The 24,727-nt window shown below is 62.4% G+C and carries 31 protein-coding genes; 7 read left to right on the top strand and 24 right to left on the bottom strand.

Going from position 1 to position 24,727, the window contains the following annotated elements; genetic code table 11:
• Positions 1–121: 121 nt before the first annotated feature.
• From OS889_RS13875 to OS889_RS13840, 8 genes are read right to left on the bottom strand one after another with little or no spacing between them, the layout of a single operon-like run.
• A complete protein-coding gene (locus tag OS889_RS13875) occupies positions 122–769 on the bottom strand; it encodes a hypothetical protein (RefSeq protein ID WP_372390713.1) in 648 nt (215 codons plus the stop codon).
• Complete coding sequence (locus OS889_RS13870; protein WP_372390711.1) at positions 766–1,473, bottom strand: hypothetical protein; 708 nt, start codon at positions 1,471–1,473, stop codon at positions 766–768. The genes OS889_RS13875 and OS889_RS13870 overlap by 4 nt, the downstream gene beginning before the upstream one ends.
• Positions 1,460–1,594 carry a hypothetical protein gene (locus tag OS889_RS13865; RefSeq protein WP_372390709.1) on the bottom strand — a complete coding sequence of 45 codons (135 nt, stop codon included), beginning with the start codon at positions 1,592–1,594 and terminating at the stop codon, positions 1,460–1,462. The genes OS889_RS13870 and OS889_RS13865 overlap by 14 nt, the downstream gene beginning before the upstream one ends.
• Complete coding sequence (locus OS889_RS13860; protein ID WP_372390707.1) at positions 1,591–2,424, bottom strand: hypothetical protein; 834 nt, start codon at positions 2,422–2,424, stop codon at positions 1,591–1,593. Before OS889_RS13860 ends, OS889_RS13865 begins: the two co-directional genes overlap by 4 nt.
• Positions 2,424–2,675 carry a hypothetical protein gene (locus tag OS889_RS13855; RefSeq protein WP_372390705.1) on the bottom strand — a complete coding sequence of 84 codons (252 nt, stop codon included), beginning with the start codon at positions 2,673–2,675 and terminating at the stop codon, positions 2,424–2,426. The genes OS889_RS13860 and OS889_RS13855 overlap by 1 nt, the downstream gene beginning before the upstream one ends.
• The gene (locus OS889_RS13850) at positions 2,675–2,881 is read right to left on the bottom strand and encodes a hypothetical protein (RefSeq protein WP_372390703.1); all 207 of its coding nucleotides are present in this window, start codon (positions 2,879–2,881) and stop codon (positions 2,675–2,677) included. Before OS889_RS13850 ends, OS889_RS13855 begins: the two co-directional genes overlap by 1 nt.
• Entirely contained in the window at positions 2,881–3,447 is a 567-nt protein-coding gene (locus OS889_RS13845) for a helix-hairpin-helix domain-containing protein (RefSeq protein ID WP_372390701.1), read from the bottom strand. The genes OS889_RS13850 and OS889_RS13845 overlap by 1 nt, the downstream gene beginning before the upstream one ends.
• The gene (locus tag OS889_RS13840) at positions 3,447–3,878 is read right to left on the bottom strand and encodes a PadR family transcriptional regulator (RefSeq protein ID WP_372390699.1); all 432 of its coding nucleotides are present in this window, start codon (positions 3,876–3,878) and stop codon (positions 3,447–3,449) included. The genes OS889_RS13845 and OS889_RS13840 overlap by 1 nt, the downstream gene beginning before the upstream one ends.
• A gap of 210 nt (positions 3,879–4,088) precedes the next feature.
• Here OS889_RS13840 and OS889_RS13835 point away from each other — a divergent pair, with 210 nt between their 5' ends.
• Positions 4,089–4,376, top strand: coding sequence for a winged helix-turn-helix domain-containing protein (locus OS889_RS13835; RefSeq protein ID WP_504923077.1), 288 nt, complete (start codon positions 4,089–4,091; stop codon positions 4,374–4,376).
• An 11-nt stretch (positions 4,377–4,387) separates the two neighbouring features.
• Here OS889_RS13835 and OS889_RS13830 read toward each other — a convergent pair whose 3' ends face one another.
• On the bottom strand, positions 4,388–4,642 hold the full coding sequence (locus tag OS889_RS13830) for a hypothetical protein (RefSeq protein ID WP_372390697.1): 255 nt from the start codon (positions 4,640–4,642) through the stop codon (positions 4,388–4,390).
• Positions 4,643–4,783: 141 nt separating this feature from the next.
• Between OS889_RS13830 and OS889_RS13825 the strand changes: the two genes are divergently transcribed.
• A complete protein-coding gene (locus tag OS889_RS13825; protein WP_372390695.1) occupies positions 4,784–6,424 on the top strand; it encodes a restriction endonuclease FokI C-terminal domain-containing protein in 1,641 nt (546 codons plus the stop codon).
• 17 nt (positions 6,425–6,441) lie between these two features.
• Here OS889_RS13825 and OS889_RS13820 read toward each other — a convergent pair whose 3' ends face one another.
• The 7 genes from OS889_RS13820 to OS889_RS13790 form a co-directional block, all read right to left on the bottom strand.
• The gene (locus tag OS889_RS13820; protein ID WP_372390692.1) at positions 6,442–7,506 is read right to left on the bottom strand and encodes a Cdc6/Cdc18 family protein; all 1,065 of its coding nucleotides are present in this window, start codon (positions 7,504–7,506) and stop codon (positions 6,442–6,444) included.
• Between the two features lie 84 nt (positions 7,507–7,590).
• Positions 7,591–7,821, bottom strand: coding sequence for a hypothetical protein (locus OS889_RS13815; protein WP_372390690.1), 231 nt, complete (start codon positions 7,819–7,821; stop codon positions 7,591–7,593).
• A gap of 159 nt (positions 7,822–7,980) precedes the next feature.
• Complete coding sequence (locus OS889_RS13810; RefSeq protein WP_372390688.1) at positions 7,981–8,229, bottom strand: hypothetical protein; 249 nt, start codon at positions 8,227–8,229, stop codon at positions 7,981–7,983.
• Positions 8,222–8,500, bottom strand: a complete 279-nt coding sequence (locus OS889_RS13805) for a hypothetical protein (RefSeq protein WP_372390686.1) — start codon at positions 8,498–8,500, stop codon at positions 8,222–8,224. Before OS889_RS13805 ends, OS889_RS13810 begins: the two co-directional genes overlap by 8 nt.
• Positions 8,487–9,191 (bottom strand): PD-(D/E)XK nuclease family protein, encoded by a 705-nt coding sequence (locus tag OS889_RS13800; RefSeq protein WP_372390684.1) that lies wholly within the window; start codon positions 9,189–9,191, stop codon positions 8,487–8,489. The genes OS889_RS13805 and OS889_RS13800 overlap by 14 nt, the downstream gene beginning before the upstream one ends.
• A complete protein-coding gene (locus tag OS889_RS13795) occupies positions 9,184–9,537 on the bottom strand; it encodes a hypothetical protein (protein ID WP_372390682.1) in 354 nt (117 codons plus the stop codon). Before OS889_RS13795 ends, OS889_RS13800 begins: the two co-directional genes overlap by 8 nt.
• Positions 9,534–9,902: an SWIM zinc finger family protein gene (locus OS889_RS13790; RefSeq protein ID WP_372390680.1), complete on the bottom strand. Its 369-nt coding sequence runs from the start codon at positions 9,900–9,902 to the stop codon at positions 9,534–9,536. The genes OS889_RS13795 and OS889_RS13790 overlap by 4 nt, the downstream gene beginning before the upstream one ends.
• Before the next feature lie 554 nt (positions 9,903–10,456).
• Between OS889_RS13790 and OS889_RS13785 the strand changes: the two genes are divergently transcribed.
• From OS889_RS13785 to OS889_RS13775, 3 genes are read left to right on the top strand one after another with little or no spacing between them, the layout of a single operon-like run.
• Positions 10,457–10,705 (top strand): MarR family transcriptional regulator, encoded by a 249-nt coding sequence (locus tag OS889_RS13785; RefSeq protein ID WP_372390678.1) that lies wholly within the window; start codon positions 10,457–10,459, stop codon positions 10,703–10,705.
• Entirely contained in the window at positions 10,692–12,680 is a 1,989-nt protein-coding gene (locus OS889_RS13780) for a DEAD/DEAH box helicase family protein (protein ID WP_372390676.1), read from the top strand. Before OS889_RS13785 ends, OS889_RS13780 begins: the two co-directional genes overlap by 14 nt.
• Positions 12,673–12,873, top strand: coding sequence for a hypothetical protein (locus OS889_RS13775; protein WP_372390674.1), 201 nt, complete (start codon positions 12,673–12,675; stop codon positions 12,871–12,873). The genes OS889_RS13780 and OS889_RS13775 overlap by 8 nt, the downstream gene beginning before the upstream one ends.
• 552 nt (positions 12,874–13,425) lie before the next feature.
• Here OS889_RS13775 and OS889_RS13770 read toward each other — a convergent pair.
• Together OS889_RS13770 and OS889_RS13765 are read right to left on the bottom strand one after the other, a co-directional pair.
• On the bottom strand, positions 13,426–13,644 hold the full coding sequence (locus OS889_RS13770; RefSeq protein ID WP_372390672.1) for a hypothetical protein: 219 nt from the start codon (positions 13,642–13,644) through the stop codon (positions 13,426–13,428).
• A gap of 1,142 nt (positions 13,645–14,786) precedes the next feature.
• Positions 14,787–15,392, bottom strand: a complete 606-nt coding sequence (locus OS889_RS13765) for a hypothetical protein (RefSeq protein WP_372390671.1) — start codon at positions 15,390–15,392, stop codon at positions 14,787–14,789.
• A gap of 307 nt (positions 15,393–15,699) precedes the next feature.
• Here OS889_RS13765 and OS889_RS13760 point away from each other — a divergent pair, with 307 nt between their 5' ends.
• Positions 15,700–16,452: a site-specific integrase gene (locus OS889_RS13760; RefSeq protein ID WP_372390669.1), complete on the top strand. Its 753-nt coding sequence runs from the start codon at positions 15,700–15,702 to the stop codon at positions 16,450–16,452.
• 80 nt (positions 16,453–16,532) lie between these two features.
• Here the strand turns inward: OS889_RS13760 and OS889_RS13755 are convergent, their stop codons facing one another.
• The 6 genes from OS889_RS13755 to OS889_RS13730 form a co-directional block, all read right to left on the bottom strand.
• Positions 16,533–16,715, bottom strand: coding sequence for a hypothetical protein (locus OS889_RS13755; protein ID WP_372390668.1), 183 nt, complete (start codon positions 16,713–16,715; stop codon positions 16,533–16,535).
• Positions 16,715–17,320 (bottom strand): hypothetical protein, encoded by a 606-nt coding sequence (locus OS889_RS13750; protein ID WP_372390666.1) that lies wholly within the window; start codon positions 17,318–17,320, stop codon positions 16,715–16,717. Before OS889_RS13750 ends, OS889_RS13755 begins: the two co-directional genes overlap by 1 nt.
• A gap of 127 nt (positions 17,321–17,447) precedes the next feature.
• Entirely contained in the window at positions 17,448–17,855 is a 408-nt protein-coding gene (locus OS889_RS13745; RefSeq protein WP_372390663.1) for a hypothetical protein, read from the bottom strand.
• 18 nt (positions 17,856–17,873) lie between these two features.
• Complete coding sequence (locus tag OS889_RS13740; protein ID WP_372390661.1) at positions 17,874–22,283, bottom strand: fibronectin type III domain-containing protein; 4,410 nt, start codon at positions 22,281–22,283, stop codon at positions 17,874–17,876.
• Positions 22,284–23,438 carry a hypothetical protein gene (locus OS889_RS13735; RefSeq protein ID WP_372390660.1) on the bottom strand — a complete coding sequence of 385 codons (1,155 nt, stop codon included), beginning with the start codon at positions 23,436–23,438 and terminating at the stop codon, positions 22,284–22,286.
• A gap of 2 nt (positions 23,439–23,440) precedes the next feature.
• A complete protein-coding gene (locus OS889_RS13730) occupies positions 23,441–24,055 on the bottom strand; it encodes a hypothetical protein (RefSeq protein ID WP_372390658.1) in 615 nt (204 codons plus the stop codon).
• Between the two features lie 63 nt (positions 24,056–24,118).
• Here OS889_RS13730 and OS889_RS13725 point away from each other — a divergent pair, with 63 nt between their 5' ends.
• Positions 24,119–24,727 (top strand): rhomboid family intramembrane serine protease, encoded by a 609-nt coding sequence (locus OS889_RS13725; protein ID WP_372390656.1) that lies wholly within the window; start codon positions 24,119–24,121, stop codon positions 24,725–24,727.

Below are 24,727 nucleotides of genomic sequence, written 5' to 3'. Positions count from 1 at the left end.
AGCAGCCTGTTCACACGGGTCGCAGACCCGATACGTCGACCCGTCCGGGCGGCGGTACTTGACGACTTCTTCGGAGCCACCACAGTAGTCGCACGTCCCGCCGCGGCAGACGATCTTGTGCTTACTCGGCACGGCCGACCACCTCCAGCGACTCCACAGTCCCGCGGTCCTGCCAGCGATAGCGCGGCGGGTGGCGGATGTCGATACACGCCTTCACCTTCGCTTCAATCGGGCCGGTGAGCCCGTCCTCCGGGTCGATCTCCCGATTGAAACACCACTTCGTGCCGGTGTCGGTGTTTTCGAGCGAGACTTGCAGGTGGCCGGGCAGCTGCTCTTCGTTGGTCTGCTCGGCAACGTTCGCCGGCGGGAACGGCGGATCAACGATCACCGGGCCGACGTTGGCCTGATGGACGCCCGACGTGCCGGAGAGCTCGAACTCTACCACGTCGCCGGCTTCGAGGTCTTCGAGACGCTCAGTACCTCCGCTGGGTCGCTCACTACTGTTGGAGGCTGTCTGGGGATCCGGCGTCTCCACCTCGCCTTCGAGCGCACCATCGTCGATGCTCTCGTGAACCTGCGCGGGATCGGTTTCCGATCCAGCAGCGGTATCCAACGCGTCGGTCGGCACGACGACTGTGAGGTCGGCTCGTAGCAGGTCACTATCGGGGTCGCCGCCGGCGGGCTGGGCCGACTGAACGTCGACGTCCAGATGATCCTCGATCCGATCGACGAGCGTGGCGAGGTCTCGGAGTTGCGTTGCGAGGCTCATTGGCGAGACTCTCCCTGTTGGAAGTCGCTCCGATAGGACGGATCCGCGGGCGGCGTCCAGTCGGCAGTCCGGGCGTAGGTGTGGATCCAGCTACGAACAGTCGGGGTCTTCCGCCGGAACGGCGCCGCGAGCTCGCGCTCACTCCAGTCGCGCCACGCGTGGACGGTCGCCAGCGTTCGTGCCAACCGCCGGATGCCCTCACACCGGTATCGCGACCAGTCGAATTCCTGGCGCGTCAGGAACCGCCGTAAACTCTCGGTCGTTAGCCCGAAGCGCGGTGCGACATCGCTGACTGTCAGCACACCGTAGCTCGCTGCCTCTCGAAGAATGTCCGTTCGCTTGTCGGTCGAGCACTGAGCCGTCTCCCACGGGTGATCGTGGACGTAGTTCGGGTTGATCCATCGCATCCCGCTTGAGGTCTGGCGATACGGCCACGCCCCGAGGTGTTTGAGCTGCGTTGTGACGACCGTGGAGCTGGCGAACGGCCGCGTAATGTCATCATCGTCCAGCAGGTCCGAGAGTTTGAACGTCGCTTGGTACTTCGGCAGTACCTTGACCTCCGCCGCCAGCGTCCGGAACTGGTCGAAGGTCTCGGTTCGCCGGTATCCGAACGGTAGCAGCGCGCCGATCAGGCCGTGGTGATCGCACCACTCGCCGACCGACTCCGGGCGTTCGGACTGTGCCGCGGTTTCAGCGGTCGCCATCGTCGATCTCCTCCAGGACGTAGGTGATGTCCTCGTCGTGGGCGAGCGTCGCCCCGGTCTTTTCGAGGTACTCGGCGGTCTCGCGCTCGACGTGGTCGACCACGCGGAACTGCTGGCTCACGCCGCCTCACCTCCCGACTCGTCGGCGGCCTCATCGTGCTTGTCCCGGCAGACCGGACACAGCGGCCCCTCGATCGGCGCTGCCTCAAGCGGTTCGAGGTCGTCGCTCTCGCGGCCGCAGTCCGCACACGCATCGCCGCTCGTCAGCTCTTTCTGGATCTCCTCCTCGCGTTCGATCGCCAGGTGCGGCGTGATCTCCTCGGCGACCCACCGGGCGAACGTCGCCGTCGTCCAGTCCTTGTAAATCGCGAGATACCCGCTGGCGGCGAGGGCGCCGTCGACGTGGATTCCATCCCACATATACGAGACAGACAGCATCGCCGTGCCCTCCGTCGGGATCCGGTCCGTCGAGGCATCCTCGTGCCAGTGGGCGCCGGCAGCATCGCGGTGGTGGCCCTCGTCGACCGACTGACTGTAGACGATCCCTTGCGTGTCCAGCTCGTCGGCGTGTCGCTCGGCGAAGCCTTCGAGATCCAACACAGCCGGTTCGGGGCGCTGGCCAAGCGTCGCCTGCGCGTAGTTGATGAGCAGTTCCTCCCCATCGCTGCTGTCGCAGCCGACCCAGCCGGCGTGTGGATCCAGGTAGACGTCGGTCTTGATCCGGCGTGGCTGTTGATCGCGTTCTTCGGTGATGAAGTCCTCACCGACGACGGCGACGTCAGCCTCGACTTCGATCTCGTCAGCAAGTGCGCCATCGAAGATGCGCCGACCGTCGAGGTACTGCGTCGCGTCGATGTCTGCCGCCGGGAGTCCTTCAAAGTTCGAAGGCAGTTCGTCGGGTTCGTCGACGGTGTCGGGCTCGGGGAAGGCGTACAGGAGTGCGGCGTGCATTAGACCGGCACCTCCTCGGCAACCGGGTCACCCGGCGGTGTGAAGCAATCCGAACACGCCAGCGCGTTCCGCCGCCCGTCCTCACTCGGATCCGTTGAGGCTTCGTAGACGAACAAGTAGTCGGCGTCGTTGTCACACGGCGACGGCGTGGCTTCGTCGTCGTCCTCGCCGACGGACCACAGTTGGCAGTCCCGGCCGTCGGGCGCGTCAACCACATCCAGCGTCCGCGGGGGAAGCGTCGCCGTCGACATCAGCGCACCTCCTGGCCGTCGACAAAGGCTGTTGGATCGATCTGGATCCACGCGTGCTCCTCGTCGGGGCGATCGCGTCGCATACGCGGTGGCTCGATACACAGGAGTTTGCCACCCACCGTTTCGTGGGCTTCGAGTGGCGTTGGCGCGCGCGGCTCGGCGGTGTCCGACGCGTCGGTGATGATCTCTTCGGGCCCCGCCGACATCAGTCGGTCACCACCCGTTCGGCAGTCGTCTGTTCGGCGGCGGCGTCGATGACCTGGGCGGCCTGCTCTGCAGAGAGTGTCGTCTGGCCGGCGATCGCGTACTTATCCGCGTTTGCGATATCGTCGACCGTCTCGTAGCCCGCGTCTCGAAGGTGGTTGGCGGTTGCTGGCGAGACGCCGTCGATAGCATCTAGCTCGAATGGCGCTGGGGCAGGTTGGGTCGCGGGTTCGGCGCCGGCGAGGCGGTGCTCGTTGGCGTCCTCGACGGCGTCACGGTGGACGTACTGCCGCCCCTCGTCGTCGACGTAGTCTTTGGTCACCTGCGCCGCGCGGAGCCGCATCGCGGCGTTCAGATGCTCGACGGCGGTCTCGATCTCGCGGTCGATCGCCTCGCCGAACGCGCCACTTGGCTTTCCGACCGCGTACAGATGGTCGTCGACGACCTCACTCAGCGCACTCCATAGCGGGTCGTTGGCGACCGCTTGGGCGGTGTGATCCGCCAGCAGGTCCACGTCGTCGATCGTGTCGGCGTCGGCGGGCTCAATCGCCGATTCGGAGTCAGCCATCACACGCCACCTCCGAACTGCGCCGGCGCGACCGGTTCGTCCTTGGTGGGGCGTTCGGTCGCGTGGCGTGGCTGCGGACGGACCTCATCGAGAAGGTCGGCGCCCGCAGTCAACACGTCGGCGCCGCGCTCGGTCAGTTCGTACCCGTTGGTGCGTTTGTCTATCTCGCTCTTCCGAATGAGCCCCTGTTCGACCAGCTCATCGAGGTTCGGGTACAGCCGGCCGTGGTTGATCTCCGCGACGTACCAGGCTTCGATGCGGCGTTTGATCGCGAGGCCGTACGGGACGCCCTCGTGGGCGGCGATCGCCGCGAGGATGTCGCGCTGGAACGCCGTGAGGTCGAAGTACTCGATCCGGTGTGGTTCGCTGGCGGTACTTGCGTCGTCGTCAGTGGGGTTAGCATTATACCCCTGCTCGTTTGATTCGCTCATGGGTCGATCGAAATCCCCTATCAGGGGGAACGGTGTGTCGACCCACCCCCGTCGTGCTGCTACACGGCGGGATTTCCCGCGTGGGGCTGGGTCACTTCCCTGTTATTCCGGGGTAGTGAAATAGTTTTCTGTGAATTCCACATAGGAATCTGTACAAGTGCCCGCAGATTCAAGTAATTCGCCGCTAAAGCGGTATGTACCGATATATCTATGAGTTCCACAGTCCGAACGGGAGGCGTGGCACGGGAGCGCGCCGACTGGATGCGGCCCACGGATGAACACATCCTGGAAGTGATGCGCGACGAGGGCAATATGACGCCGCAGGCCCTCGCTGAGTTCGACGTGGCGGCCGCGAACTACGCGCGCGATCGTCTGTCCGTACTCGTTGAGTACGGTCTCGCTGAACGTGTTTCCCGAGGTCTTTATCGCCTCACCAACGAGGGCCGAGCCTTTCTCGACGAGGAGCTCGACGCCTCGACGCTCGATCCGTCCGAGTAACCCCACCATTCTCACACCCGATGGAGTTGCGCCAGGACGTCGTCGATCCACGCTGGGACCTCGACGTCCGCTAGTTCACCACGCTCGTTCCAGCTCGTGACGACGTCGTAGTCGTTGCCGGTACTGTTCACGTCCAACCGCCAGCGCGGCCCGCCCTCGACGTCGAGTTCGATCCGCGTGCCGCCACCGGAGAGTTTGTCGACGGGCGTCACATCCACCGTGTCGCCGGTGTACACATCGATTGAGCGGGTTTGTGCTTGCGACATCGCAGGTCAGACTGACGGGTGGATTTATCATAAAAAGGGCCGCAACTTCCGGGTATATACCGTATCTGATATATTGGGTTGTTTGTGCCGTGTTGCCGTCACCCAAATTAAAGTATCAGTGATGTAACTCTATACGAGTATATGGAACTCCGGGACCTCATCGACAAAGACTGGAACAGTTACGAGCGCAAGCGCTTCATCAAGGACGACACGAAGACCAAGACTGACGCGTTTGATCCAGCGGAGTTCAAACACGACGGGTTCGACGATCGGGAGGCATATTTGGAGACTTACGTTCCGGCGCTGGCCGAAGAAGAACGCCTCCGAGCCGAACTCAACGATTTCACACCACCTCGACTATCCGCAATAAACGATTCGCCGTATCAGGCGCTCGTGATCCGCTTTGGGGTCTTACGGCAACTCATTCAGCAACCCGACTACAGTATGCCGAAACCCCAACTCTTGGATGCTGTCCAGGCGTGGCAGCGCGATATCGTGGAATCCTTTGACGAGGATGCCTTCCCGGAGACGGACGATTTAATTCACCTCGCGAAGGCGGGTGTCGACTACAACAACGATCTCGACGACTCCGAGCTCCATATGATCTACAGCTATTTCGAGCTACACAACCGCGCGGCCGACAGCAAACACGAGTACTACACGTGGCTCGATTTCTTCAAGCGCCTCGCCTCGATCGGTCGCTTCCCGAAGGTCTCCCGATCCGATAGCCCCGAACACGCCCGTGACACGATCGAGAAGGGGATGTGGTCACTGCAGGAACAGGCGCTCGTCTACGAGGTCAACGATGACAGTCAGAGTGAACTCGTCGGCATTCCGGAGGACTACATCCCAGTCATCCAGGACTGGCTCTACTATGAAATGTCCGACGACAACTACCTGCAGATGCTCGATACTCTGGACGTGTTCGATCGGCAGGAGGTCCTCATCCAGGCCCGCGAGATGTTTGGCGTCACGGGGAAGAACTACGGCAAGAATCAGAACCGACGCGAGAACATCGTCGACGCCGGCGTGTTCCCCAGTGAACTCCTAAAGGGAGTCGTCGAAAAGGAGGAGCTCAAGCAGATCGTCGATCGGTACGGCCTCGATGCGCACAAGCGACGGACTGACGAGATGGTCACGGCGATCATCGAATACTTCGAGCAGTCCCAGAAGTCCGTTGACGACAGTGAACCGGAAGTCGACCTCTACCTGGAAGCGTTCGAAGATATCGCCGACGGGTCGGTCACCCAGGTCCCACCGCAACTGCAAGACCTCGTCGACGCCGACAACGCCGAGGAGAAGTTGGACATCCTCTTCGAGGATGCGACGGGCGAGATCTTCCGCGAGATCTTCAACCTTCAGGGAACGAACCAACTCGGCCAGGGCGCCAGCGGTGTCGTCGCCGACGGCGAGATCGAGCAGGACGGCAAGTGGCTGCTGTGGGACAACAAGCGCCGACGACAGCAGTTCCGCTTGGGAAGTGACGCCCGGAGCAAGATCAAGAACTACATCGACACGAAGGATCAGCAGCACGACGTCGAGTGGTTCCTGATCATCGCGCCGGACTTCACCGATCAGGCGGCCACGAACGCGACGCAGTTGGAGATGCAGGTCGGAAAAGACATCCGCTTAGTGCGAGCGGCAGATTTCAAGCAACTGGCCGAACTGTGGCGTGACGAGTACGCCGACGAGGATCGCGAACTCCCACTGTCGATTTTCTATGGCTCAGAAGTATTCGATGTCGACGCCGCGACGGCTCTGCTCAAAACCGAGTTCGCATAGCCGACGCTGGAGTCTCGTCAGCCCGGATTGACCAACTCGCCGATGTTCACCGGCGGCTGGATCGACGAATCCACGGGTCGGTACTCGGTTGAGCCGTTGCCCTCGCGCGTGATCAGGCCGTAGTCCTCCAGCTTGCGGAGGCGGTCCCGGCGCGTCCGCCGGACGATCGGCGTCAGTGTCGAATCCGCATACACGTCTTCGGCGATCGCATCGTACCGTTCATGGAGCTCGACACCGGAGATCTCGCCGGCGGCGTGGATCAGCGCATACAGGATGTGGTGGTGGACAGTCAACGACTTGAGATTTAACCGGCGGATCCGCTGGTCGGCGATCTCGAAGCAGGCCTCGATGTCGCCGCTTTCGATCTCCCACGCGCCGCGGTTCGAGGCGTGCTCGGCGGCTGCCCGCAGCGCCTGGATCCCGCGGCGCGTGTTCCCCGCGACCTCGTCGGCAATCCACTCCAACTGTGATCGAGAGACTACCCCGGACGGCAGACCAGCCCGGGCTCGTGCCTGGAGGATATCGGCCAGTTCGTCGACACCGAACTTTTCGACCGGGACATCGGTGGCATCGATGTAGCGCTCGGAGACGGCCTCACTCGATAGGCGGGAGCGCCACCGGTGCGGATCGTGGACGACGACGGCCGTCGACAGGCCCGTGACGTCCGCAAGGCGATCGAGGGCGCGGGAGTCGGGGAGTCCTTCGGCCTCGTCGAGGACGACCAAATACGGTTTGTCCACGACGTCCCGCAGCGCTTCGGTCAGCGTCGCGAGTGCGGGCTCACTACTGGGGAGCGAGCCGTCGGGGTGAGCCTGCAGGACATTCGTGAGGACAGTCCGCGGTGCGGCTCCGAGACACTGGACGTACGTATAGGCGATATCGGCCTCGGCGTCGAGCCGCTCGATTGCTCGGCGGGCGAGCGACGTCTTGCCCACGCCCGAAGAGCCATAGATCACGACCTCGTCGCCGGCTTGGCCCTGGAGTGTCGGCCCCCACGCGCGGAAGAGCGACTCGACCTCGGGCTCGCGGTGCATCAACTCACGAGCGGGCTCATCCGCGAAGACGGTGGGGTCAGTAATCATTCAGCCTGGGTGACGCGAACCGGCGGCATAAACCCCTGCCTCACTTCCGGCTGTATCAGAAAACAGAAACGTCGCGGTCGTCGGTCAGACGTCGACTGTGTCGCCGATAAATTGGGCGACCCACCACTTCGAGACGACGCCGCGCTGGGGACAGTCGGCCTCGTGGGGAATCTCCTCGACGGTCTTCGCGCGCCCACCGCACTCGTCACAGATCACATAGCCCGTGGGCTCGCCAGAACGAATGCCATCCCAGCCATCGGAGGTCTCGGCGATCTCCAGCTGGAAGTGCGTGTCGGAGTCGGCGAACGACTGCATCACCGACCACCCCACGGAATGAGACTCGACCGCGTTAGTCGCTCGTCAAGTGCGATCGCGGCTGCCCCGATGGCAACCAGACCGATGCCGATTGGGACGTCTTGCGTCGCGACGACGGCGCCACCCAGCCCCACGGAGTACGCACCCTTCCGGAGGCGCTCACGCATCGCCGGGCACCTCCCGATCGGCCTCGATCCGCCCCTCGCGCTCCAAGCAGAGCTCGGGCTCGGTGACGTGTTCGCGACCGGTCTCGCGCCAGTAGCCCTGGCCGTCGTCGGTCTCGTAGACCTCTTCGATCAGCCAGTAGCCGTACTCCCAGTCGCCGACCGTGCGATCGCGTTTGAAGGTGAGGCGCTTACGAGGGCCGTCACGCGGCCGGAACGTGAGCTGCATCGCGTGCTCAGGCATCGGCACCCTCCTGGCCGTTGCTGACCTCGCCGCGGACCCGTTGTGCGTGCTCACGGATCGAGCGCATAAGTGCTGTGCGTGCGTCGCGGTCAGCTTCAGTCGCGTGCTCGTGGGCCGCGTAGATGACCGCGTTCTGGTAGCGGAGACACGCCGCGGCGAACGCCTCGTCGGCGACGAGCGCCTGGTAGAGGTCGTAATCCTCGTCCTCGCTGGCGAGGTCCAGCTCGTCGATCATCGATCGGGCGGCGTTCGCAGACTCAGTCATCTGCATCGGCTGGCACCTCCTGGTCGACCCCTGGGAACTCCTCCGCGTCGATGAGCGATTCGTTGTCGCAGAAGAAGCAATCGCACGGCTCGAAGGGGATATCCTCTGGCCCGGTGGGCAGCCCTTCGGTTTCGATCACGTGTTGGATTCGGTTGGCCTTCTCGACGAGCGTGCCGAATCGCTCGGCATCGAACTCGAAGAACCCATCTTCGGGGTAGGTGCGGACCTCCAGATCGTTCTTCGAGAGGTAGACGATCTGCCCACGTTCGACACCGAGGGCCGCCATATAGACGTACACCTGGTCGAGATGGCGCTGCGTCGGCGGGTCGAAGTTGTACCAGCCGTTGCGCGTTTTGAAGTCATATACTGCGCCGGCGTCGGGATCATAGCAGTCGGCACGGCCAGTGAACATGATGCCGCGCTCGCGGTGAGTGACTTCGCGTTCGAACTCGGCGTGGGAAAGCCGATCGGCCAGATACTCTTCGAGGAACTCGTGGATGAGCGTCCCGGTCTGAAAGACCCCGGGGAGACCTGACTGATCGTCGAGGCCGAGCTTCGAGCAGTACGCCCGGCGCTGACAGCGGGCGATCTGGCTGGGGTGGAACGTCTCAGGATCCAGTTCGACGTGGCTGTCGGCGTCGTTGGCGGCCCCCAGCGCGTCGGCGATCGCACCCTCGAAGTCGATCGGCTCAGACATCGGCGCTCACCTCTCGATCGTCGGCGTCGACGTCGTCGACCCGATGCTCGGCGAGCCACTGGGCGACATACCGGTCGACCGCCTGCTGCAGCGGGGCGTCCGTCGTCGCGATCGCCGCGAACAGTGCATCGCCGGCGTTCGACTCCTCGACGAGGTCGACCGCGTGGAGTTCGGACTCGGCTTCACTGGCGAGCCACCGGAGTTCCGCGAGCTTCCGGTAGACGTCGTCGTCGCGCAACTGCTCGTATTCGCGGTAGGTCAGATCGTCATCGTCGCTCTTCGCGCGGTGTTTCTCGGGTTTGTAGGGGTCGTTGCCGGCGTACTGCAGTTTGTGGGCGTAGCTCATAGTCGATCGGCCTCCTGGAGCCGCGTGCGTAGTCCGTCGTCCAGTGCCTCGGTCCGGATGCCGTCCGGAATCTCCCGCCGGCCGAGCGCGAACTCGGCCCGCCGGACGTGCTTGCAGATCGCGTGATTGTAGTAGGCGTCCTCGCAGTCGCACGAGCGCGTCTCGATGTTGACCATCCGCTGGCGCCCCTCGTGGTAGACCGCGACCTCGTCGGAACCCCAGCAGTCGGGATCGTCCGCGTAGACATCCATCGGCTCGGTCAGCGCGCGGACGTCGCGCTCGTCGAGCTGGGCGAGGTCCTGGAGCATCTGTGCGTCGGGCGTGGTCGCGTCTGAGCCGCTGGCGGCCGCAGTACTGGAGCTCATCAGTTGCCCTCCCCGCGCTGGTGGACGCAGTCAACGCGGTACCGCTGACATTTCGGGCACCAGGTCGAGTCTTCGTGGTCTTCGAGCGCCATCACGCACACACTCCCTCGGCCACGCCGAGACTTCGGTGGCGCTCACAGCCACACTCGGGGCACTCGATCCGGTCAAGTGGCGACATCTCGTATTCGGTGCCGCATTCGGTACACTCGTAGCGCCGCTCGTCGCCGGCGTCAGGCTGGGATTGCGTCGAAGCAGCCTCCTCGCGGCGCTGATCCCGCGCGCAGGATTTGCACAGTTTCGCCCGCGGCGTCGGCCGTCCGCAGCGGTCACAGCCCACGGCTGGCCACCTCGGGTTCGGTACGATTTTCCGTCGTTGGGTTGTTAGACGTCATTGCTGGTTTCTCCAGCACGGTCGGGCGTGTTCCTACCACGCGCCGGCCATTCTGCGACCGGACTCCCGTGCTCATTTCATAGTACGAGAGCAGTGGCCTTATACCTTGGGGTCTATGGTATGTGGCATAAGGCATAAGTCATATACACACGTGGCTTATGGTGTGAGCGCGGCAACCGGCGGTATGGCCTTAGACGAAGATGATTTGTCGCCAGCACAGGAGGCGGCGCTGGAGATGCTTCGCGAGGGGCGTGTTACGGCGCCGTTCGTCGCAGAGGAGACGGGGTACAGCCTCCAGTACGTGCGCGAGCAGTTGACCGATTTGGTCAAACACGGGCACGTCGAGAAGATTCACGACGGGCTTTACGAACTCGTTGACGACCCACGGGAGGGGACTGATGGGAACGGCTGACAACGGATCGCCGATCGGCGAAACCCAGTTCCCGCTCGATGACTTCCGCGCCGAACTCGCGGATCTATTCCAGACGCAGGCGTTCGTCACGACCGGCGACCTCGCCGATCAGGTCGGTTGCACCCGTGAGACTGCTCGCGTGAAGCTCAACAATCTCGTCGAGGACGGGGTCCTCGCCACGCGAAAGGTCGGTGCGAGCGCCCGTGTGTGGTTCCCGACGACGATGGATCAGGACGTCGTCGCTGACTTGTGGTCTGCCTCGGAGCAAGCGGCGCAGTCTGGTGAATCTGCCTCGGAGCAATCTGAGACAGACCAACCGTCTGCGCCGGACCAGACAGAAGTCACACAACAATCTGCTACGGAGCAAACCAGCGAACGGGTGCTGTTTTTCCCCGGGCGGCGGGAGATCGTCGTCGACGATCCCACACCCGAAACACGCGCGACGCTCTCGAAGACGGCTCGCCTGATCGACTCCACTGGCGACGGCTATCTCTACAAGATCGGTGAGAGTGAGGTGTGGACCACTCCCTACGACTCGTTCGACGAACTCCGGGCGGACTTGATCGACGTCGTCGGGGAGGAGCGTTGGGATGGTGGCTTCGAGAGCCGGATCAAGGACGATTGGGACCGGGCCCACACCTTCGAGTTGCAGACTGGCGAGGGGGGCCTGACGTGGTTGCACGCCGCCGATGATGAGGCGTGGCAGGACGCCAAACGCCGGCTGCAATACAACGATCACTACACCCGCACAGACCGGGATGGGCTTCGCTTCCGCCTCAAGAAGGGCAGCGAAGGCGACGTCAAGGAGCACCTCTACGACGAGGGCTACCCGCCCGTGGACAAGCGTCGTCTCGACGCCGGCGCCGACCTTGACGTCCACCTGCGTGAGGATATCAACCTTCGCGACTACCAGCGCGACTGGGTGGATCACTTCACCGCCCGGAAGTCCGGGGTGTTCGTCGGCCCATCTGGGTCGGGGAAGACCATCGCCGCGATCGGTGCGATGGAGGCGATCGGCGGCGAGACGCTGATCCTCGTGCCGAACCGGGAGCTCGCGCAGCAATGGGAAGACGAGATCTACGACAAGACTACGCTGTCGACGTACTCCGAAATCGGCCAGTACCACGGTGGTGAGAAGAGAATCCGGCCAGTTGCAATCGCCACGTACGATACAGCGGCGATGAGCCGACACCGCAAACTGTTCAACGAGCGCGAGTGGGGGCTCGTCATCGCCGACGAGTGTCACCACGCGGTCGCCGATACCTGGAAGCGCTTCCGCGAGATTCAATCGGTCGCCCGGCTCGGACTGTCGGCGACTCCAGTCCGCGAGAGCGGCGACGCCAAGGAGATCTACACGCTGATCGGGCCGCCGGTCGGCACCGACTGGGGCTCGTTGTTCGCTGATGGCTGGGTGTCGAAACCCGATGTCGAGATCGTGACTGTGCCGTGGGACTCAGAATCGGAGCGGGAGACCTATGAGCGGGCCTCCGGAAGCAAACAACTGATCGAGGCCGCACGCAACTCCGCGAAGACGGACGTGATTCGCGAGCTTCTCGAAGAACATCGCGACGAGAAGGCGATCGTGTTCGTCGACTGGATTCGACAAGGGAAGGATCTCGCTGAGGCGCTTGACCTCCCGTTCATCTACGGCGAGACGCGGCACTCAGAGCGCGAAGAGATCTACGAGCAGTTCCGCGAGGGCGAGTTGGAGGCGCTGATCATCTCCCGCGTTGGCGACGAGGGCATCGATCTGCCTGACGCCGAGGTCGCGATCCTGGCGTCGACGATGGGCTCGTCCCGCTCACAGACCGGGCAGCGCGCCGGCCGGACGATGCGCCCCTTTGGCGATTCGCAGGTCTACGTGCTGCTGACGAAGGGCTCCGGCGAGGAGGACTGGGGCCGCGAGAGCACGCAGTATCTCGGCGAGAAAGGGATTGATATCTCGAAGCGAGAGTGGGAGGGTAGCGATGCCTAACCCAGTCGACCCACCGAAGGCCGATCCGCTGGACGTTGACGATGACGACGTCGCGATCGAGCCGCGCTCGTACGAAGAACTCCTCGCGCCGGTAATGGAGCTGCGCGACTGCTCTCGGCCGAAGGCTGGCGACTACATCGACACGCACGGACGCGAGCAGGTCGAGCGCGAGCTGCAAGCGCGGTGGCTGTAGCCAACTCTTGCTTGAACCGTTCCCGAATATCTACCAATCAGGGCCTGGCGGCATCGTGTCTTCTGATTCTGGCGGCATCACGTGGTGAATTGAAACCAAATTAGCTCCGTGCTTGGATGGCGCACAGTCAGCAAACTTCGCGTCGCACGTGTAGAGGTCTACTTGTCGGCCGAGCCCCCACGCATCCGCGATGACCGGCGCGTCTTTCACTTCAATCGATAGAATCCGCGCGAGGAGCCGGTGCGCTGGGTGCGATCGGACGTCTTGCAGGTCGACGTCCGCGACTTGCTCTTGTGATGGGCACGTGATATTTGGCTGGTTGTAGATGATGTCGGTAAAATGGTTCGCAGCCTCGTCTGCATAGTCAGAGTCGTATCTCCCACGCGGGTGATGAAATCGGAACAGAACCTCGTTGTAGATGTATGGGGAGACAGTTACCTTTCGCTCGCCGCGCGTTGCTTCAGTGACGAGTGTGGCAGGCTCGGAGTCGGGGAACAAGCATCCGTGTAACCAGATATTAGAATCGAAGACGTCCATCCGCGAGACACACGATCAAGCGAGATCTTCGGTTAGCGCGGAATCGTCGTCATCATCCGAAGTCTTCGGCTTGGTTCGTCGATAGGCTTCTGGTGAGCATTCGTATCGCGACCGCAGCTCATCTGGGTTGAGATCGGCTTCCGCGGCCAGTTCGTGAAGGCGCTCAAGGGCCTCTTCAGGGTCGCCATCACGATGTTTGGCGTTTTCGAGAACCGATGCAGCGTACTCAGTCATATCTCAACGTCATATCCTGCCACGTATAACAATATTGTATCTTTTCAGAGACATATTGATGAAACGGAGCAGTAGAATGGCTATCTGCGGCTGGACGGCAACCGATTACGGAAATAGTCTCAGACGCAATGGGAGTAGTCCTGTTTCACCGGTACCCTCCGCGTGGCAGTGTAACGGTCGTTTAAGTACCCAACGCGGCCTCATCAATATGGCCGCGAGGCCGACGCCCGACGAGGCGTTTCAGAAATATCAGGAGGTGAGATACGAACACGAGATCGACTGACTGCGCGTGTGAGAACCGTGGAACCGAAAGAAGGCTTATGTGTGCGTCTCTACCACACACGTGCGACGCTCACGCGTCGTGATAGAAATTCCATAGGACACACCTGCTGGCCGTGATCACGGTCTGCGGGACCGCCCTCGCCTTGGCAGGTATTCGTGAAGGGCTGGTCCTCGTGATGATCGTGGCTGGGGCCACCGTCCGGAGCATCGACGAGTGACCGCCTGTAGGGCACGGCCGGCGTGTCCTACGGGAACATTTTGGGCGATGGTTATGTACTTTGCCCCGATACCTGAAGCTCACTACGACGCGCGAGCGCAGCGGCTCTGGACTCGTTCCCAAAACCGTAGCCCGTCTTGCGACGAGCGACGGCCAAATTGAATGAGGATACGCCGGTCGAACGTATCCACTTGCGACGTCAGCGACCGGTGATATATAGATGCCGGTCGGGCCATCGCATCTGCGAACAGCACGCCGTCCCCAGTGATTATCCCCGCTTGGCTGGTATCACACGTCGTGCCGAAGACTGCTCACGATCCCGAATACGGTCCGCTTTTCGATGGCGAACACTGTCCGCTGTGTGGTTGTGAGGTCATCGAGGAGACGGGCGCAAAGTGGCGCACCATCAAGCGCTGCCCCGAGGGCCATTTCACCAAGCAGTCGGGGTATCTGGGTGACACACCACTGGACTGATGGTGTGATGATTACTCGAACCAGAGTTTATACACCAGATAGGCGCCTGCAGCGAGGACTGCGACGATGATCGTATCCACGTTGTAGGGGAACAGCACAGAAATTGCACGCTATCGGTGCATAAAAGCATATCACAGCTTCCCAACTGATTCGGTAAAATGAGTCTTCGTCAGAACGTCACTTCACCGTGCGCAAGGCTGTAGGTGACGTCGTTGTAGGTCTCGCCGAGCTCCAGAAAGACAGCATCCTGCGGCTCGTAGACGTGGATACCACCCTCTGCGTCGACGATCAGATTGTAGGCGTGGCCTGCGCTCGTATCATTCACGAGCGCGACCGTGTTCACGCCAAATATGAGCGGGGCAAAAGACCAGTAGAAGCCGGCGAAGTTCTCACAGTCGAAGCGTGCTGGCCGATATGGCATCGTCTCCAGAACGCGCCCGATCGTTGCGAGTGAGTCCAACGCCTCGGGCGCCGGCGCGAAGTGACGACCATCCCACACCCGGACGTCGACGGGGCTGTCTTCGGTCGGGTGATAGCCATCGAGCGCGCTGGTCAGGGCCGACTCCAACTCAGCACGAGAGAGCTCCGCCTGCGCCGGACTGACGCCGACGAGGTCGAGCTCCTCGCGGATGAACTCCCGAAACGCTGTTTCGAGATCAATGATCGCGTTACGGGCCTTCTTCGTCCGGCCGCGGAGGTACGCGACGAGCACAGCGAGCGCGGCTGCGGCGAGCGATGCGACTGCCGTGGGGATGGTGATCGATTCAAAAGCCATCGTCGGGAGGCCCTCGCCTCGGCTCGAAGCGTCAGCGGGTCATCGGGGCGACTTAACCAACGAACTACCCCAGTACTGCCTGGACGTTGGTTAAGGCTCGGATCCGAAACTGCCTATCGTCCCAATACTTATTCGAACCCACCCCATAGGGGGCGTAGAAAGCCAGCCGCGTCGCTCACGAAATTAGAGGACGCCCGGGGTAGAGGCCCGGACGCTGGCTTTCCAGGAGAAAGCCAATGGGTACTACGATTCCCGACACGTTTAGTCGTATTGCCACCGATCGCCCGCGGTCGCGGAGGCGGTCGCGATGAGTACGCACCGTCGCCAGAACACTCAGAACCCGATCCACGCCGCCGGCCGGGCAGGCTCGTCAGTCCGGCACTCGAAGGAAGACGCCCTCTCGGATATGGAGTTTGAGCTCTTGATGGAGGGCGCGCGGACCCTTTCCCGCAGCGAGTACTACTACGAGCCGGATCCGACGTTCATCGTCTACACGCTCGGCCGACTCGGGCTCCGGCGTGGTGAACTCGCACACCTCACCGAGGAGTGGATCGACTGGCGGCAGAAGATGATCCGCATCCCCTCGCACCAGCCCTGCTCGAAGGGCATCGATGGAGAGGTCTGCGGCTACTGCCAACAGCTCGCGAAACAGCGCGTCGAGATCGCCGACGAGCTGACGATGGACGAGGCGCTCGAATGGATGTGGACGCCGAAGACGGAGGCGGCCGCCCGCGAGGTGTACTTCGGGTTCGACGCGAGGGCCGAGTTGTTCATCGAGCGCTACTTTGCGTCGGACGAGTACAACCGCGTCGAGGTCGGCTCGAACGCGCTGAACCGCAGGGTGAAGCGGGCCGCCGAGGAGGCCGAGCGGCTCGGCCCCGCCGATGTCTCCCCGCACACGTTGCGCGCGACGGCCGCGACGTATCACGCGTCTCGGGGGCTGGAGATGCTCCCCCTGATGCAGCTAATGGGGTGGGCCCAGCCGAGTACCAGCGAGGTGTATATCGGCCGTAACGGGACGAACACGGCTCGGCAGTTGGACGCGATCCACTCGACGTAGTCACGACTGGTCGGTCTGCGTATCTTTTTTCGCGATCTTTCTTTCAGGCGCTCGCTGGAGAAACAGTGCTCAGGCTCACGTCACTGTCGATCATCTACATACTCCCAATCATAGGGGCCGTAAACTGCCTCCCCTGCGTTACGGGCGTCTGCTATCCAATCATCTGGATGGACCATTTTTGTCGTCTCGTAGGTCGTGATTGTCTGTCCGTCAGAGCCGATAAGCCGATACTCGTCATCCGCAACGCGCTTAATCAGCGTCATTAGACGACCTCCAGCCCCACAAGGGCATATTTGATCTCCCGGACTGTATTGGGCAGTCCATTGTCAAATGTGCCCGACTCGCTGATCTCAATTGTTGACAGCGGGGGGTGTTGCGGGTCCCCAACATAGACTAAACTCCCGTAATCGCCGTCTCGCGTGCCGATGGCGTGTGTCACAACATAGTCCACTTGATCTGCCGTCCAAGTTGCCGGGAACTGTAAATATCCCGAGACGTTTTCAGGATTTTGCGCAAATTCCCAATGCGTATCGCCAGTCGTTGAGAGATACTCATAGTTAGGGCCTGAGTCCTGATTGATCCGCATAGCGAGTTGGGCTTCCGCCGATCCAGCGTCAACATCAAGCGTTGGGATCTTTAATCGGTAGGCGTCAAAGTCCGTGCCAGGGACAGATATACTAAGGATATCGCCCGCTTGTGTGACGGTGCCCGTCGTGACGGTTTTCTGTCTTAGGTTTCCGTTCGTTACCTCGTTTGCACTGATCGAATCGAAGACTCCGTCTGCGAACTCGATCGGGACCTCATTACCAGTATCCGGATCTATTCCTTTGATGACACCGTTCTCGTTGACGAGTTTGACTTTCGTCATTTAGTTACCTCCTGAACTATCTTCCAGCACGATCTCGTCCGTCTCGATCGCTGGGCCTTCGAGCGTGCCGTCCTTCCGTTCGCGCCATTCCCTCAGTCTTCTGAGTATTCCCATCGTGTGCCTCCTGTTAGTGTGCCTGCTGGATCGTGACGTCGGCCGTCTCCCCGTCGGCTGCAGGGTCAGTCACGCGGATGCGGAGCCAGCCGTCGCCGGCGATGAACGTATCGCGGATGTCCTGCGGATCCGGCTCGTCGGCTTGGTCGTACGTCTCCTCGGCGTCGAACCAGGCCGACTCGTCCGTCGGTGGATTCGAGTCGTCGACCTCGGGAGCGACGTCGAGCGCATAGCTTGCGTCCGCCGTCGCCTCAATATTGAGTGAGACGATCGGGTTCCCGGGTGTGTAGGCTTTCGCTATGATCTCGCCGTCGGTGTCGATTGGTTGGTCGGTGCGGTCGGTCGTGGATTGTTTTTGTACCATAGTGGCCTCCAAGAGCAGTCCGTGCGGACTCTGGATCTCGGTGCCCGCGGACGTCATCGACTTTTCGCCTGCGTCTCAGACTTTCGCCGCCGTCGCCTCCAACCGACTCTGCAGGTCGTCGACGACCTCGGTGACGGTATCACGCGTGCCGAGTTGCAACTGAAGCGTGCCCTCGCCCTGCTCGATCGAGTAGATTTCGTAGGTCTCGTCGGTCGGTAACTCAACGAACGACACCATCTCGACGAGCCCCCACTGGACGGGTAGTTCCTCGATCGTCACCGACGCGGAGTGGATCGGCTCGGACGTCTGCTGGACCAAAATTCGGGCCGCGGTCTCTGCCGATCGGTCCGTGGTTGCGGCTGGAACCGGCTTCGTCCGGGCAACTGTCTCATCGCCATCCCAGCTCGGCAGCGAGTAGGTGCCTCGGACACGCGTCACGTAGTCCACGAGCACCGTCTCACCGTCACTGATTGAGCCGGTCGACAGCGCCGTTACCTCACCGGGCTGTGGGTCGTAGGTGTAGTCAGTCCCGCGCTCGTAGGTCGTGGCTCCGTCCGGCGCACTCCGGACGGTGATTTCCGCGGGCTGATTGTACTGCTCCTCAAGCGCAACAGCGGTGTCGTGCTGGAGCGTCACGGACTCGTCGCGAACGGTCTGGCTCGTACCATAGACGACGGCCTTCTCCGTGATGCTGGTCTCGTCGACGGACGTCTCGAAGTTGATGAGTGACGCGTCGCCCTCGGCAGTCCGCAGGTTGGGGAACGTCCACTCGACGGATTGGGAGCCAGCCGCCTCGTCCCACTGAACCTCCCAGAACGCATCTGCGAAGTCTGCGACTTCCGTGATGACGGTCTTGAGTTTGCCGTCGAAGACCTGATCGACGAGGATCGGCGCGTCGTCGAGGTCGGCGTACAGATCGTAGAGGTCGACCGTCTGGCCTTCGTTGTACTTGGGCTCTGTCGACGACGACGTCGCGTAGTTCGAGAGCGTGAATCGGGCGCGGATGTTTGTCGTCCCGGACTGGAAGGAACCCTCGACTCTCTCAGAGTTTGTCGCCTCGATCCAGTTAGCACCCTGGTCGTTGCTGATCGCGATCGCCTGGTTCCGCAGCGTGTTGTTCCACGTCGAGGTGGCTTCCCCACCGACGACCTGCCGAATGGTCTCCGCATCGTCGGTGATGACGTCGATCGCATCGGGATGGAGACGCGGATAGGAGACGGGCTCGCCACTCGTGAGCGTCTCGTCGGTTCGTGAGGTCCAGTCCGAATCGAAGATCGTGCCGCAGTCGACGGTCAGTGCTGAGCCGTCTGAGGCTGCCTCGGTGATCTCGATCGTTAGGGAGTGATCGCCAGCAGCGAGGTCACCGAGAGCATCAGATCCGCCGATATCGGTCCACTCTAACTCCAGCGTCTGGGTGTCCTGGTTCCCGAAGATCGGCGCGTCGGCAACGACGGTCTCGATGACGGTACCGTCGACCTTGAGCTCGAATCCGGGATGAGTATCGCCTAAGTACCCAACACGGACAGCGAACTCACTTCGGCTGGCCGGAATCGGGTATTCGAGGTGGTTGTCGAGATCGCTAAGGAAATTGAATTTGACGGAGTCACCGGGCGACGAAATGTTGAGTCCCTCGCCGTGGGACAGCGGATCGCCGGCGAGAAGACTCGTGCCTGATCTGATGGTGAACTCGCTTTCGGCCTCCTGGAAGGCGGCGATCCGATCGGTCCCGAGCTCTCCACTGGGGGTGATCATCCGTGGATCAGAGTCGCCGAACGGTGCCGCCGGGATCCGATCGGTCCACTCCGTGTCGGTATCGGCCCCCTGGACGAACGTGTCCGAGGAGATCGTCGACTGCGGGTCGTCGACGGTCTGGGCGATTCCCGACGCCTCGGTCTGCAGGAGATCACGAACGAAGCTGTCCGCCTCCTGCTCGATGACACTCTTTTCGACCCGCTTGAGCAGCGCCTCCCCGCCGCGGAGTTCTAACTCGGCGCCCTCGGGCGTCTGGACGGGGCGGACCAGCGACTCGACCGGCTGGCGATGGCCGTCGATCCACAGCCGGCAGTCGGCCCCGATCCAGGTGTCGTCGGTCCACTTGTCGCCGGCGACCGGGACGCGCGTCGTCGGCAGTTCCATCAGGGCTCGCGGAGGAGCAACCTCGCCGACGATCGAGGGCGTGAGGGTCCGGCCGTTGCTCGGGTGGTCGACCTCAAGGTAGGGGCCCTGCGCTGGCACACGACCGGCGGCACCGGTGGAGACCGCTGGCGGGTCGGTCGTCAGCGTCGTCGACGCATCGACTGTCGCGTCCTCGGTGAACGCCTCGATCGTCACGCGGTAGGTCGTGTCGGGACGTAAATCGAGTGTCACCTGCTCAACGTTGGCTTCCAGCGTCTCGTACAGTTGGTCCGTCCCGAAGGATCCAAAGCGCTTCTCGGCGACGTACGCACGAAAGCCGTCCTCGTTGTCAGCCTGATCGTCCCAGCCGACTGTCGCGGTTGTCGACGACGTCGAGACGACGCTTACGTTCGCGGGCGTTGGGAAGGCCGTCGTGACCGCGACCGGATCAGTCCACGCTCCAGTCCGGTGCTCAGTTCGCGTCCGGATGCGAACAACGTACTTTTCACCGTCCTCGAGTCCGCCGAACGTGTAGTTTGTATCACTCTCAGGAACGGTTACGGACTCACTCTCGGTTAGCGACAGCGAGACTCCGTCGTCGATAACCAGCTCGCCACCATCTTCCCACTCCACCCAGCTGGACTGCTGATCGCTTGCGAGGGTTTCTGTTCCCGTGCTCCCCACGACCAGCGGGTTGATGCTTTCCCGAAGTTGGACGTCGTAGGAGCCGTAGTTGAGGACGTCACTCCACGTCGCTGTGATCTCATCCTCAACGCCATTATCGAGCGTGGGCTGGCCGACATCCGGGATCTCTGTCGTCCCGACCGCAGTGCTACCGGCGCTGATCCCGGTGTACGCATCGACGCGGATCGTATACTCCTCGCCGTTGAGCAGGCCGCTGATTGTCTCCGACTCAGAGTCTGCCGGCAGACTGCTCTGCTGTGTCCACGTCGCACCGCCATCGCGAGAGGTGAACACACGATAGCTGTCTTCGGTCGTCGCGTTGTCAGTCCACGATATCGAGAGTTGCTCCGGTGCCGTCGACGTGACTGCCACATCAGACGGCGAGTCGGGTATTGGACCACCGATTTGATCGCTATCGGATTCGGCGGTATCAGTATACCGTCGAAGCGTATAGAAGTAGGATCCCTCACTATCCGGAACTGTATCCGTATACGACGAGACCGAAGGATCTGTCGTGGAAAAGACCTGAGAACCGAGTGTGCCCGATGAGGTCGCACGGTAAATTTCCCATCCACCGCTTGATTTGGCGTCGGCCTTTGACCACGTCAGCTCAATGTCGGCCGCAGCGACGCGTCGCGCCTCATCAATCTGCGTGTCAGCCAAGACGACTTCGAGACTGGCTTCGTTCGACTGCCGTGAATCCAACGAGTCGTACGTCTCGATTCGGTAGTAATAGTAGAACTCGCCGACCTCGGCGTCCGTGTCTGTATACGAGGTCGTTCCCGGAGCGAGATCCGCGATCTGGGTGAAGCTACCAGCACCAGGGGATGAGGTTTCTGACCGCAGAACTCGATAACCATCAGTCTCAGACACTGCAGACCACGACAGCACTGCGTCACCTTGGTCACCGGTAGCTTGGAGATCATCAACTCGATCGGTATACGTGATTTCGACTTGTGCTACGTCGGTGCTGGTGCCAGTCGTCTGGGAGACGTTGGTCGCGGAGCCAGTCACGTAGTTTGCGCCACCGCCGCCACCTGCTCCACCGCTGTTCTCACCGACGGTTGGGCCGCCTTGCGTCGCCTCACCGCCGGCGCCCCCGTAGTACCCGCCGCCGCCCCCACCACCCGCGGCGCGGACGTCGTGGCCGCCGTCAACTGCGACATCTACTGATCCGCCATTACCGCCACTTCCTGACCCAGTGGCATCGGCGGTGCCGCCTTGTGCGGTCGGATCCAGCCGCGGGGTAGTCGCATCCGCTCCGGCGGTTGGCGACGCGCCCCCGTCGCCACCCGCACCCGATCCGGTTTCGGGCGACCAATCACCATCAGACACCCAGGCAGCCCCGCCGCCGCCCCCGCCCCCCGCGAGGAGTTTGGTATCGGTAAATGCCGTGCCCCCGGCGCGAACCGACGCGTAGTTGCCGCCGTTGCCGCCGGCTGCGTCGCCGAAGTTGATACTTGGCCCGCCGCCACCCCCTCCGATTCGGATATATAGCGTTGAGTAGGACGTGACGTCCAGTTCGGCGGTAACGGTTCCACCGTCGCCACCGGCAGCCGATGACGTAGAGTAGCCGCCACTCGTCGATCCATCGCCGCCCGCACCACCACGGCAGACAATCTGCACCGTATCGACGCTGTCCGGAATCGTCCAATCGGTATCGGAGGTGAACGTCTCGGTCGTCATCTATCGCCGCACCTCCTCTCTCGCGCGAAGCCCCAGAGACTCCCCGGCCGTCTGCAGCCGGTCGGAGGCAATCGGGCTGACGAGGTCTTGGAGAGTGACGGGCGTCTGGTCGCTGGCGTTCGGCGGCGACTCGAACAAGAGGACGTCGTCGCCACGCGAGAGCCGCGCGTTGAGCGGCGCCTCGGTGCCGTCATCGGCACGGAACAGCAGCTGGGCGTCCACGGCCGCGGGGCCGATCGTGACGACGTCCGCGTCGATGAGCGCCCACCCGTCGGGGTTGCCGTTCGGCGCGAGCGCGACAGCACTCCACTGGCTGTTCGCCGCATCCCAACGCTCGGCCTGCAGTCCCGGCTGGGCCGTGGGATCCGGATCGAACAGCACGCGCAGGCGAGCATTCGAGACGATCGGCCGACCCTGGTACTCGTGTGAGCTCGTGAAGACGCGCCCCCACTGGACGATGCCCTCCGCGTCGGTCTTCGAGGCGAGGTCGGTCTCACGATCGTCCCACACACGGACGTCGGCCGCGCCTTGGTCGGCGTAGGGGAGATCGTAGGTCAATGCCGCCGACGTCGTCGAAGGTGCTGACGCGACGTCGTAGAGTTCGACATCGCCATACTCGGTCGCGACGGTCTGGGCAGGTGTCGCCTGGGTGAGTGTGTGGCCCGAGTAGTCGTACCAGCGCGTCAGGGTTGCCGTCGCCGGCACACCGACGTAGGCCTCTTCGGTCGTACCGAGTGGATTGTCGACGGTGTCGACGGTGATCTCGACGGTGCGCAGGTGGGATTGCCGAGTGCCTGCGTGACGGAGGACGCCGTCGATGCGATGAACTCGTTCCGATGCCGGATCAAGCGGCCGCTCGTCGGCCGATTTGAGGACGTAGTAACCGTCCGTCTTCGTTTCACTGGCTGTCGAGAACAGCGGGACGTGTTCGTACCCCTGGGCGTCGAACAGTTCCTCGGCTTCGCGGGCGAGCTTTGCGGCGAGCTTGCCAGACCGGAGGAACTCGAAGCGGATCTCACCTGGCGCCAGTGAGATGGGTTCCGATGTTGATTGTCCGGTGAGCTTTGAGATCGCGGCCGTGTTCCGTTCCAGACCACGTCCGCGACGGAGAACACTCTCGTTGCGAACGATGAGCCGGTAGAGTCTCCAGGTCATAGTCATCCGAGTTGCTGAGCGGCGTCGGTTGCCTCATCGAGCGAACCGGCGAGGACGCACGTCACCGACAGATCGACAGAGGAGGGTTCTTCGGAGGATCCTACGACTCGTGTCTCAGGGATATAGACGGTACGTGGCGACTCATACAGCCCTGGATCGCCGGATTCCGAGTACGTCCCGTCGTGGTGGTGGCCGATGTGGAGTGTCGCCGGCGAGACGGAGTCGGTCGTAGCTTCGGTTGCGTATTCGAGGAAGACATCGAGTTGATCTCTCGCTGACTGGCCGGTCGCGTCACCGACGGTGAGTTGTGTCTCGTCACCCGTGTCACCCATCTGCAGGTAGGAGCTGTTATGGGGCGTCTCAGAGAGCGAGACACGGAAGGTGTAGGCCAGCTTTCCGCCGCCAGCATCGATGGTGTACGGACGGCGTTTTCCACCCTCGTTGGTCGGGATATTGAGCAGGCGGGCGCCGATCTCACCTACTGGTCCGACGACGAATCGGCGGGTGAGTTCCGGTTCTGGCTCGAAGTCTTTCCGAAGTTCGAAGATACCAGTCCGGTCAGTGCCGGCGATGGAGGCCGTGATCTCGAGTACAGCACCACTCAGTCGTTCTACCATTCGTATGAAATCTGATGTGTCCGTGGCAGTGGTTTTACGCTACGACGCTTCCGAGGTCTGCATATGGCCGCCGAATCGCCCGCTGACGAGACGATGGTTGGAGCGATCGTCCGCAACCCCGTTGTCCAGACGCTCGGCGTGATGACGCTCGTCTCGGTCGCGACGTGGGCTGCAACGATCGTCGGACTGGGGCGACTGTTCGTCCTCGCGATCCCTATCGAAAGTCGGCCGTGGGCACTGGTGACGAGTGTCTACGCACACCTCGGCCCAGGGCATCTCTTCGCGAACGCCGTGATGATCGCGCTCGCTGGCGGGATCGTCGTGTGGTCGACGACAGCGATCCGGTTCCACCTGTTCTTCGTGGCGACCGGTGCAATTGCCGGTGCCGTCCAGGTGGTCGTCGCTTACGCGATGGGCACGCCGCTAGCGGTGTTAGGATCCAGTGGCGCCGCGTTCGCGCTGGTCGGCTACGTGCTGACGTCGAACTCGATCTCGCAGGTTGTGACTGGCTGGCTGAATCTGTCCGCTCGGGTCGTGATCATCGTGGTAGCGATCATCGCGACGTGGCTCACTGTCGAGTGGAGCGCGCCAGGCAGCGCATTGCTGGCGCACTTTACTGGAGCGGTCCTGGGGCTGGCCGCTGGCCACATCCGACTGCTGCATACACCGTGA

Source organism: Halobellus sp. MBLA0158 (assembly GCF_041477585.1).
GTDB lineage: Archaea > Halobacteriota > Halobacteria > Halobacteriales > Haloferacaceae > Haloquadratum > Haloquadratum rubicundus.
This window is presented reverse-complemented; position numbering and strand designations above follow the sequence as displayed.